Here is a 10,847-nt window from a genome sequence, read left to right on the forward strand (position 1 = left end):
ATGAAGAAGTTACCTATTATATTTTTGTCTCTTTCTCTTGGACTAAATACAAACGCTCAGCACACACACGTGCAAAAAGACACGGCTAAAACCCTTGACGAGGTAACAGTAACAGCGACTGCCAAGCGAAAAATCGAGACCAAAATGAAAATGGCGGTTTCGGTGGATGAGTTTCTAGCCTCGTCCGACAATATCAGCTTCATCAAACGGGGAGCCTACGCATGGGAACCCCTGCTCAACAACATGAGTACTGAACGCACCTCCGTGACCATTGACGGTATGCACGTATTCGGTGCGTGTACGGATAAAATGGATCCGGTCACTTCTTATGTGGAAAGCAATAATCTTTCTACCATTGATATCACCTCCGGCCAAGAGGGCAATATGCACGGGGCAACTGTCGGAGGGAGCATTGACATGAAAAGGAAAAGCACCCCGTTCGGTCTTGAAAAGACGTGGAACGGTGCGTACCAAACAGGATTTGAGTTCAACAACAGGCAGTTTTTCAATCTCGGAAACCTGTCCTATTCCAGCGACAGGTTTGTGGCAGACGGTAGTGTTTCCTTTCGGAAAGCAGGTAATTATGACGACGGCAACAATAAGGAGGTAAACCATTCGCAGTTCAAAAAATTCAATACCTCTTTGGGGCTGGCGTACAAAACAAGTCCGCTTTCCTCAGTACGGGTGGATGCTATCTACGACAGGGCAGATAATGTGGGGTTCCCGGCACTTCCGATGGATTTATGGCTTTCCCGTGCGATTATCACATCGGCATCCTACAAGCAGCTGTTTGAAAACGGATTATTTAATGTTTGGGACACCAAGCTTTATTTCAATGCGGTAGAACACTATATGGATGATACCAAGCGACCCGAAAACCTCGTCCACATGGATATGCCGGGCTGGAGTACCACCTACGGATTGGTTTCCCGAGCCAGCTTGAACCGTGGCAATTACAGTTCCGAAATCCAGTTGAACGTGTACGATAACCTGTCCATCGCGGAAATGACAATGTATCCGCAAGACCGGAGCAAGAAAACCATGTTTGCATATAGCTGGCCGTGGGTAACCACCCGTTTTGCAGGGCTTTCGATGAACAATTCATGGGACATTTCGGAAATCAGCCAGCTGAATTTCGGAGGATCTCTCGGCTGGAATTACAACCGTTCCAAATATGTGGAGTTCAACTGGATTTTCCATCCCGGCACACCTCAGAAAAAAAATAGGGTATTGCCGAGCCTGCACACCAGTTACCAACTACATATCAATCAGTTTGATTTCTCCTTTGGAACAGGGTACGGGCATCGGGCGCCATCCGTTTCGGAGGGGTACGGCTATTATATATATAATAGCTTTGACCGTTATGATTACGTCGGAAACCCCGATTTGAAAAACGAGATTTCCTATGAGGCCAATGCAAGCGCAGGGTTCAAAAACGAAAAGATGGGCATAGAAGCCAAAGTAAACTATTTCCATATCCAGAATTATATCGTCGGCCGGATCTTGAGCTTGGGAAGCCCAATGAACTATCAATCGGTCGGCGTAAAAGGTTATACATCATTGAGCCACGCCAAACTTTTCAATATAGCACTGAATGCCCACTACGACATCCTGCAACGCCTGCATTGGAAAGGTACGCTTACCTACGCACGGGCAAGGGACTACAAAGGTGGAAATCTACCGTTCATCCGCCCGTTGAGCTATCAGACATCCCTAGATTTTATGCACGGGAAATTTGGTATCCGGACTTCGCTTAACGGTGATTTTGAGCAGAAGAATTACAGCCCCGAATACGGGGAAGACCTTACTCCGGCTTATAGGATCTGGAATATATCCACAGACTATACCTTCAGTTTCAAAAATTTTAGCACCGTCCTGCAGGTCGGTGCGGAGAACCTGCTCAACGAATATTACAGTACCTATGCGGATTGGGGCAATATCCCAAGAATGGGGCGCAATATATTCACTTCGTTGAAATTCAATTTTTAAAGGGATGAAACAGGTTTTTAGTGTTTTGATGATGCTTTTATCGCTGCTGATTGGGTTTCAGCAGGCAATACTCGTCATGCACTTTAAACTGAACCAAGTAGCGATAGAAAAGGCGTTTTGTGTCAACAAAAATAAGCCTGAAATGCAATGCCACGGAATTTGCCATCTGAAAAAGCAATTGCAGAAAATGGAAAATTCCGACTCTGATTCCATAGGTGTTTACCAACGGGTTGATATGCTTCCTATTTCATCTACGGAATTTGAAACACGGCGTTTGACCGTTGAGATCTGGAACGGCATCCCCATGTATAAGGAAGTCCACTATACTGAACCTTACAGGGAAATCTTTGTGCCGCCGCCCATTGCCTGATTTATTATCACAGACGTATCAAAAGCATGACTAAATAAAAAATAAAATTTCAATTTTTTAAAAATATTACATAATGAAATCATTAACTAAATATTTCTTACTATTCGTTACGATATCAGTATTGGTGTCCTGTAGCAAGGACGATGGCAATCCTGTAGCCAATAATATCACTTTACATTTCAACAACACATTCAAAAATACGACTATCGTACTTGGGGATGCGACATCTTCCACGGCCACGGCAAACACTTCTGCAGAGGGCCAAGTGCACCACTTTTCAGAATTGAAATACGTTATCAGCAACATCCGTCTGATAAAGGCGGACGGCGGTGAAATCCCCTACAATATCAACGATCTGGACAAAGGGGCGACCGTGGTCAACCATTCCAAACCGCAGACGTTGGATTATGTGTTAAGCAATATTCCGGTAGGTGAATACAGGCAGATAAAATTCGGCTTGGGGGTGAAACCGGAACTGAACACATTGGACGAGGCAAGATTTCCCAATTTCTATGCGGAAGCAGGTGCTAACGATACCGAAATGATGTGGGAATGGGGTGCAGGGTACCGTTTTACGAAGATTGAGGGTTTCTACGATACAGATAACAAACCACTGTCTATCCATACCGGAAGTACTGTTGAGGGAACAGCGGGAGCTTATACGCAAGGGGTAGATGCTTACAGGGATATTAACCTTACACTTCCAACCAATGCAGTGGTCGGCAGGAATGCGCCACGGATTACCATCAATGCGGATTTTGATAAGCTCCTTAGTGGCAAGACGAATACGATTAAGTTGACATCCGGAACAGGTATGAACGACAACGCCACCCCTAATATCCATACTGCTGTCCAAATGGTAAAATTTGTAGATAACGTGGGCGGAAATGGTTCAAGTGACATGACGGGAATGTTTTCTATTGGAAGTGTAAATAACTAACAGTTGAGAAAGAGCCACCTAATCCCTTGGACAATGGTGGTTCTTTCTCCAATTTTATACCATTCGGATACATGAAACCTGCATAAATGGTGTCTGGCAATTTATACAAGCTTCATTACCGATAAAAAACAAAGTATTTCAATGAAAAAAGTACTCCTAATATTATCCATCTTATGGCTGTTGTTGTCGTGCAACAAGGAGGATGATATTGAGCCAATGCCTTACGACAACCCCGAAATCCCATTAGAAATGCCACAAGGGTTCCCGGCAGTCAACAGTTCGTTAAGCAAAAATAAGCCCACAGAATATGGTGTGCAATTAGGTGAAAAGCTATTCCACGAGAAAAAATTTAGTGGCAACAACACGATTTCATGTGCCAGTTGCCACAGGCAATCCAATGCTTTTGCCGATAATAATGCACAAGCTATAGGGATTTATGGTCGCATTGGGCTTCGGAATACCCCACCCATCCAAAATTTGGTGTTTATGAAGTCTTATAATTGGGACGGAAGCAAACTTACATTAGAAAGCCAGCCTTTGGTTCCTATCATCACGCATGAGGAAATGAACTCTTCTATTTTGGAAGTCATTGGAAAGCTAAAGGTTGAGCATGATTACAAAGAGTTGTTCAGAAAGACATTTGGCGATGAAGATATTACTCCCGACAGAATTTACCGCAGTCTTTCACAATATCAATATACACTCATCTCCGCCAACAGTAAGTACGATAAGGTAATACGAAATGAGGGCGAGATATTCACAGAAAGTGAAGCACGGGGCTATCACACGTTTAAAATGAAGTGTGCAAGTTGCCACAGCACAGAGTTGTTTACAGACCAGAGTTTCCGGAATGTCGGTTTCCCATTGAACCCGAGCACCGAAGAAGCGGGACGGGCAAGGGTGACAGGAATACCTGCTGATTTTATGAATTTTCGGGTTCCCTCTTTACGGAATGCCGAATATACCGCTCCCTACGGAAGTTTCGGCCAGTTTCCGACTTTGAGGGCTGTTTTGGATTATTTCGACAATGGCGTTTTAGATGCCGATAACCTTGATCCTATTTTAAAAGAGAACGGCAATAGAATACCGCTAAGCGAACAGGAAAAACAGGATATTATCAACTTTATAAAAACGTTAAGTGACAGCAAGTTTGTCGGGAAATAAATTATGATAACTCCCCCCCAGCCGCTCCCGTCCTCGGCTGCTGACGGAGAAAAGCTTCCGTCATATTGGGCTTTTTTCTTTCTTTCGTCAGCCAATAGCGAAAAATTTTATTTTTTCGTACTTCGGGGTAGTATCATGAATAATATGCGGATATGGAAATCAAGCTAAAACACTACCTTTTGTAGAGCTTGAGGAACCTCGCTAAAAAAATACACTCTGGAGCCGCTTTCTGAACTCGCTTTCGTCCAGCCAATCGTACACTGTTTCTTTCAACTTTTTCGTGATTTCGGCCTTGGATTCGGGCACGACCTTCTTTTTCTTGGTCAGCACATTGGAGACCGGAGCATTGCTGATTTCCACCTTGGTCGCAAACATATTGACATTCATACTGGGAATCGAGATACCCAGTATCAGTCCGGGAAGACCGTGCACGAGTTCGGGACCGCCCGGAATCGGAATCTGCCCCGCAAAGAAGGCGACGGCATAGATCGAATCCTGAATAATGCCATTGACCCTGCGACAATCGTATCCGGCAATATGACGGTATTCGTCGGTGTACTTCCATTTCACTGCCGGCAGTGAGTCTTTTAGCAAGAGCTGCTCGTCCCCAAAAGGCAGCAGTTTCAGATATTCCTGATTTTTGAAGTTAATATAGGTTTTCGCATCCGGAAGAATGGCGTTATAGCGTGTGACATTCCGGTAACTCGCAGGGTAGTCTTCCTGCACCGTTTCAAATAAGGTCTCGCTATCGTAAAATTTGAGCGTATGATGAGTGACCACTTCCACAGGACCATTTTTTACGGCATTGTCTACCGTTAACTTATCCCAGGTGTCCAGATCCGGTTTGTTCAGGTAATTGCGTTTCAGGAAATTCTGCACGTGAAATTTCCGCTCATAGGTCACCGTACCACTGCTGGGGAAATAGGCATGCTGGGCATGCGCTACGCCGGTACACAGACCTATTATCCAAAAGATGAGTTTTATATGCTTAGTCATTGAGGTCTCCTTTCATGTTTTAAATATTCATTTATGTCTTTGGATCATGGACGGTTCATCGTGGTAAAATTGTAGATCACCTTCAGCATGCCATAACGCCGCAAGACCTCATTACTGGTCTGGATAAATGATGTACCGCTCTGATAACGTGATACCCCATTGTTTTTGTTAAAGATGTCGTTGACAAACAACTGCGCTTCCAATGACTTGTCTTTGAGGAATTTTTTAGAGATATAGCCATTCATATTGATCAGGTTGATGGACTGCAGGGTCTTGGTTGCTGCCTGATAATTCTGGTTGGCAGAAATGGAAATCTTAAAATCTTTTGGCAGATAGTAGGTAAACTGTGCATACGAGCGCAGCATAAATGTAGTACGATTGAGGTCTGGCTGCAAATAAGAACTCATCTGTTCAACGCCGGGCATGAAATTGACATAAAAGTCCATTTTATTGGCTTTGTTTCTGTTGAATCCGATATCTGCAGTAATGCTCTTCGTCTGGTTCCTGTTCAGCTGGGCATCCTCGTTCAGCAAAGACAAATAACTGAATTGGCTATTGTACTGTGCACGCATCCCTAAATCGGCTTTAAGGCCCCATTTCTTATGGAGCACAAAGTAATAAGATCCACCACCATACATCCGCCAGTTGTCTTTATCGATATTGACATAGGAGATCTGCTGCGTGCCTTCCTCCAGGTTGTAACGAACAAAATTGTTGATGCTCTTCCTGCCCTGGTCAGCACTGACATAGAAGTAGACACCACGGTCTTTGAGTTGTTTATAACTGTTATAGTTGATAAAATACGAATTATTGAAGCCCGCTTTCAAGTCCGGATTATCGAGATACTCGATCAGTGGCTGGGCATTCTGGCGCAACGGCTCAATCTGTGTCAGCGAGGGCTGTGCAGTACGTCCTGTATAGCGAAAATTCAGATTCTTGCTTTTCGAAATCTTGTAGCTTATTGAAAAATTAGGATTGACCGAAGTCTGGTCGCGTTGGAGAACCTTATTCAGGTTATTATATGTCCGCTTGACATCCTCAAAATCGACCCTATTGCTGAGGTTGACCGTCAAGGAACTGGACTTATAAGTCAATGACGCATTCACGCCATTTTTGAGACTGGAAAAGTCAAAATCGTTCAGGATATCCTGATCCAGAACAGTATATTGTCCTGTTTGAACATCCTTATCGAAGGACTGGTTGAGCGTACGGGACTGATTGTTGGTAAAGGAATAACCAATTGCTGCCGTGAGCCGTTTAGATAAGGGTTCGGTATAAGTGACCGACGCTCCATAGGTATTGTTGCTGAGCTTATCATATTTAAATTGATCAATCGTATCCCTACGTCCGCTATTAAACGCGTTGTCCGAGAAGTATTTAGTGCTGGAGCGGTTCTGGTCCGTATTAGCATTGACATCAAAAGTAATGGAGCGCCGTTCTTTTTTGAAACGCCGTGTCAGCATAGCGTTGACATTGAACTTGTCGAGATCACTGTCCATATCCGTACGGGATGAAGTCTTGGTGATCATGGTACCATCCAGTGTGCGCTGGTCTGCTTCGGAAAAGGATGAATTGTCACGGCTGGATTTGGTGAGCCCCATATTCAGGGTCAAATCCGAAAAGGAATCGAGCTTTACATCATACCGCAGGTTTGCGATATTTGACTTGGTTTCGTTTTCGGACTGGGTCACAGTATTGTCGATCTGAGCACGTTCGGGAAGGTTGTTCTGCGCGTTATACGTACTGGTATTGGCGACATCAATCTGACTGCGTTTATAGTTGACATTGATCTTGTGCTTATCATCCTTCGACTTGTCGGAATAGCTTGCCCCCATATTGACAGCTTTTGGCACTCCGCCACCATAATATTTACCATCCCATCCACCATCGGAGCCGTCGCCACTGGAGGATATCATAATGCCACCCCCGTCCATCATCTGCACGTTGCTGCTACCGCCCACTCCGTATTTCTGACTGTCTTCAAAGCCCAGTCCGACCATGCCATCATTGGCCAGGATGCCGTAGGCTGCTATCTTCTGCGAACCTTTGAATTTGTTGAGCATGGCTTTTGCTCCATAATAACGGTCTGTTCCTGCTCCGGCAACCGCCTGGCCGAACATGCCTTTCTTTTTATCTTCTTTGAGCCGGATATCGATCGTCTGCGTCCGCTCCCCGTCATCAACGCCAGTGCGTACCGCCAGATCAGATTTCTTCTCATATACCTGCACCTTGCTGACCATATCGGACCGGATATTTTTGGTGATCAGCGTCGGATCGTCGCCAAAAAATTCCTCGCCGTCGAGCAATACTTTTTTGACCTCCTTGCCCTGGGCGGTGATCTTGCCGGTTCCGTCGATGGTGATCCCCGGCAGAACTTTTAGCAGATCCTCGACTTTGGCGTCCTTCTCGACCTTAAAGCTGCCCGCATCGTATTCGATGGTATCGCCCTTGATAACGACCGGAATCTTGCCCGTCACCTGTACCTCCTCCAGAAGCAGGGCTGCCTTGGAAAGGGATACCGTACCGAGATCAAGTCCCTGAACGCCCACCTGTATGTCTTTGACCAAGTCCGCATACTGCGGATAGGAGACGACCATTTTATAGGTCCCGGTATCCAGATTGCTGATCTGAAACTTTCCGTCCTCTTTGGTACGGTCAAATTTGATCAAAATAGAGTCTTTGGGATTGAGCAGTGCGATGGACGCCTGATACAGCTTGGCCCGGTCTTTACCGTCCACCACAGTACCTGACAGCTTCTGCTGCGCAAAGGCTGCTGTACTGCAGACCATAAGCACCAGAATCAACAGGAAGAGATAGGCTAATTTCATAATTTCCGTTTATATGTTGTCGCAATAAAGATACCTATGTTGCTACGGAAAATTCGTAAAATAATGTTAAATAATCATCAAATGAATAAATCAAGAAATAAAAGGGATTAAAAAAGCTAAAAAAGACAACAATAAATAACTAGATAACAGAATATTATAAATAAAAAAAAGGAGATGTAACAGTTATATTACACCTCCTTCCTTAACGATATAAGACGAATTTAGTTCGCTTCGTCCACGTTAAGATTCAATTCTTTTTCTTTATTGATTAAATGGGCAATACTGGTATCATTCAGAATCTGCAGCATGGCATTGCGCACCTCGACGAAGGTATCGCGGATACCGCAGGCATGTTCCTGGATACACTCGTCGCAGGAACGGTAGAAGTTGAGGCTCACGCAGGGTAGCAGCGCAATTGGCCCATCGATCAGCCGCATGACCTGGGATAAGAAAATATCCTCGGGAGCTTTATTGAGGCTGTAGCCACCACCTGCACCTTTCTTACTGTAGAGAATTCCCGCGTTGCGCATCTCGAGAAGAATCTGTTCCAGAAATTTTTTTGGAATATTTTCTTCCTGCGCAATCTTCACGATCTGCATCGGTTCATTCCCATAATTACGGCCGAGCACCATCAGTGCCTTTATTGCATACTTTGTCTTTTTGGAAAGCATAATCTGTTAACCCCCTGTTGAATTGCAAATTTACGTTTTTTATTCTATAGTATAAAACCACACTGGGCTTTACGCAATGAAGAGCCCTTAGCAGCTGCTATCGTAGTGGATGGCAATGCTAAGGGCTCCCCTGGATATATAAAGATGTCTTTTATTGTCCCAATACGGCTGTGATCGGCTTACCAATACTTCCGTTGGGCTCGGTGATGTGCAATAGGGCAGCAATGGTCGGAGCAATATCAACGATATGCACTTCGGTGTTGGACACTCCCGGTTTAATGCCCCAGCCCATGAATACCAACGGGATATGTGAATCGTAGCCCGACCATGTCCCGTGTGTCGTACCTGTGGAGCGGGGTGTACCGTCATACCACTGTGGCTCGCAAACGATCTGGATCACGCCGCTGCGTTTGAAATTGTAACCATTGATCATCTTCTCGCGGATCGGCTGCGGAATCATCAGGCTCTCGCCTTTTTCCATGTCAGCCACATAGGCCACCCCGTCGGTGTGGCGCAGCTGACGGATAATGGTTTCCTTGATCTTGTCGCGATCCAGCTGCAGCGAGTCGATCAGCTGATTGTTGAGATGCACCTGGTAGTTCATCATGCTCTTTACAATCTTTTCTTGTCCGAATTTTTCTTTCAGCGTTTTGTTGAGTCCCGAAATGATCTGACGAGAGTAGAAGTAACCGCCATTGCCTCTCATATCCATAAAGAAACGGGAGTTGTACGAGGCGCCATGATCTGCGGTCAGGAAGAAGGTATAATTGCCCTTGCCCACTGTATTGTCCAGATAGGCGAAGAAATCAGCCAGCTGCCTATCCAGCTGCAGGTAGATATCTTCGATCTCCACAGCGGTCAGGGAATAACGGTGACCGACATAATCGGTGGCCGAGAGGCTGACGCAGAGAAAATCTGTATTTTTTGTTGGATTGTTGCCCATCTGCTCCTGTTTGATCGCTTCTTTGGCCAGATCCAGGGTCAGCTGATTGCCCATCGGAGTCGTCTTGATCAGCTCAAGACCTTCGTCTTTCATTAATTTGGATGTGGCGCGCGGTAGGGTGGGCTTGTCCTCACCGGGATATTTGCCCTCGTATATATTATCGTCTGCAATACTGTTGGCAGCATAGGTACTGATGTCGTACATAGGTTTCCAGTCTGCTTTCAGGTATTTTTCAGCTAATTTTTTCTTATTGAAGTCCTCCACCCATTTCGGCAATTTGTCCATATAGAAATTGGACGTGATCCAGTTGCCCGATTTCGCTTCAAACCAGTAGGCGGCATCCGCAAAATGGCCGGCAGGCAGTATACCGCCGCGGTCCTTGATGGCAATACCGATCACTTTGGATTTAAAGTTGGAGGCCAGCTTGAGCTGATCGGTCACCGTGGAGGCCAGCAGGTTGCGGGGTGACTGTTTTCCTTCCTTTTCGACGGTGCCCACGCCAACGACATTGTCATCCTGGGTGCAGTACATATTTTTGCCGGTCTGCTCTTCAATCCAGTCATTGCCAGCGATCCCGTGAATGGAGGGAACCGATCCAGTGTAGACGGAACTGTGCCCGATCGCGGTATACGTCGGAATATAGTTGATCAGTGTATTCTCACAGGAGAAGCCTTCTTTTAATAGCCGTCTGAAGCCATCATTGCCATACCGGTCTGCAAAACGGTATAAATAATCCCAGCGCATCTGGTCGACCATCAGACCGACGACCAGCTTCGGTCTTTCCGGTTGCTGTGCCATGGTGGAGAGTGCTGCTATTCCAAGTACGACACTTAAAAAAAATTTTTTTATCATTTTAGTATGGTATAGTGAGTGTGAGTATAGGATTCCTCATCAGTCCCGGTATCCCTACTCCGTAACATATTCGTTGGTTTTTACATCTATTTTT

General features: G+C 45.4%; 8 protein-coding genes. 4 read left to right on the forward strand and 4 right to left on the reverse strand.

The window, feature by feature from the left end; genetic code table 11:
* The 4 genes from FGL37_RS06940 (at position 1) to FGL37_RS06955 (ending at position 4,463) form a co-directional block, all read left to right on the forward strand.
* Positions 1-1,989 carry a TonB-dependent receptor plug domain-containing protein gene (locus FGL37_RS06940; RefSeq protein WP_028069367.1) on the forward strand — a complete coding sequence of 663 codons (1,989 nt, stop codon included), beginning with the start codon at positions 1-3 and terminating at the stop codon, positions 1,987-1,989.
* Positions 1,990-1,993: 4 nt separating this feature from the next.
* Positions 1,994-2,359 (forward strand): hypothetical protein, encoded by a 366-nt coding sequence (locus FGL37_RS06945; protein WP_051606695.1) that lies wholly within the window; start codon positions 1,994-1,996, stop codon positions 2,357-2,359.
* A gap of 73 nt (positions 2,360-2,432) precedes the next feature.
* Entirely contained in the window at positions 2,433-3,299 is an 867-nt protein-coding gene (locus FGL37_RS06950) for an MbnP family protein (protein ID WP_028069368.1), read from the forward strand.
* A 141-nt stretch (positions 3,300-3,440) separates the two neighbouring features.
* Positions 3,441-4,463: a cytochrome-c peroxidase gene (locus tag FGL37_RS06955; RefSeq protein WP_028069369.1), complete on the forward strand. Its 1,023-nt coding sequence runs from the start codon at positions 3,441-3,443 to the stop codon at positions 4,461-4,463.
* Positions 4,464-4,664: 201 nt separating this feature from the next.
* Here FGL37_RS06955 and FGL37_RS06960 read toward each other — a convergent pair whose 3' ends face one another.
* The 4 genes from FGL37_RS06960 to pafA all read right to left on the reverse strand — a co-directional run bounded on the left by FGL37_RS06960 (position 4,665) and on the right by pafA (position 10,753).
* Positions 4,665-5,459 (reverse strand): GLPGLI family protein, encoded by a 795-nt coding sequence (locus FGL37_RS06960; protein ID WP_051606696.1) that lies wholly within the window; start codon positions 5,457-5,459, stop codon positions 4,665-4,667.
* Between the two features lie 44 nt (positions 5,460-5,503).
* Positions 5,504-8,287, reverse strand: a complete 2,784-nt coding sequence (locus tag FGL37_RS06965; RefSeq protein WP_051606698.1) for an outer membrane beta-barrel protein — start codon at positions 8,285-8,287, stop codon at positions 5,504-5,506.
* Positions 8,288-8,508: 221 nt separating this feature from the next.
* A complete protein-coding gene (locus tag FGL37_RS06970; RefSeq protein ID WP_028069371.1) occupies positions 8,509-8,958 on the reverse strand; it encodes an RrF2 family transcriptional regulator in 450 nt (149 codons plus the stop codon).
* Positions 8,959-9,109: 151 nt separating this feature from the next.
* Positions 9,110-10,753, reverse strand: coding sequence for an alkaline phosphatase PafA (gene pafA / locus FGL37_RS06975; RefSeq protein ID WP_028069372.1), 1,644 nt, complete (start codon positions 10,751-10,753; stop codon positions 9,110-9,112).
* Between the last annotated feature and the right edge of the window lie 94 nt (positions 10,754-10,847).

The organism is Sphingobacterium thalpophilum (assembly GCF_901482695.1).
Taxonomy (GTDB): domain Bacteria; phylum Bacteroidota; class Bacteroidia; order Sphingobacteriales; family Sphingobacteriaceae; genus Sphingobacterium; species Sphingobacterium thalpophilum.

What these genes read in the sequence shown, in the direction of transcription:
- FGL37_RS06940 (WP_028069367.1), top strand. Translation starts at nt 1, where the DNA reads ATGAAGAAGTTACCTATTATATTTTTGTCTCTTTCTCTTGGACTAAAT.
- FGL37_RS06945 (WP_051606695.1), top strand. Translation starts at nt 1,994, where the DNA reads ATGAAACAGGTTTTTAGTGTTTTGATGATGCTTTTATCGCTGCTGATT.
- FGL37_RS06950 (WP_028069368.1), top strand. Translation starts at nt 2,433, where the DNA reads ATGAAATCATTAACTAAATATTTCTTACTATTCGTTACGATATCAGTA.
- FGL37_RS06955 (WP_028069369.1), top strand. Translation starts at nt 3,441, where the DNA reads ATGAAAAAAGTACTCCTAATATTATCCATCTTATGGCTGTTGTTGTCG.
- FGL37_RS06960 (WP_051606696.1), bottom strand. Translation starts at nt 5,459, where the DNA reads ATGACTAAGCATATAAAACTCATCTTTTGGATAATAGGTCTGTGTACC.
- FGL37_RS06965 (WP_051606698.1), bottom strand. Translation starts at nt 8,287, where the DNA reads ATGAAATTAGCCTATCTCTTCCTGTTGATTCTGGTGCTTATGGTCTGC.
- FGL37_RS06970 (WP_028069371.1), bottom strand. Translation starts at nt 8,958, where the DNA reads ATGCTTTCCAAAAAGACAAAGTATGCAATAAAGGCACTGATGGTGCTC.
- pafA (WP_028069372.1), bottom strand. Translation starts at nt 10,753, where the DNA reads ATGATAAAAAAATTTTTTTTAAGTGTCGTACTTGGAATAGCAGCACTC.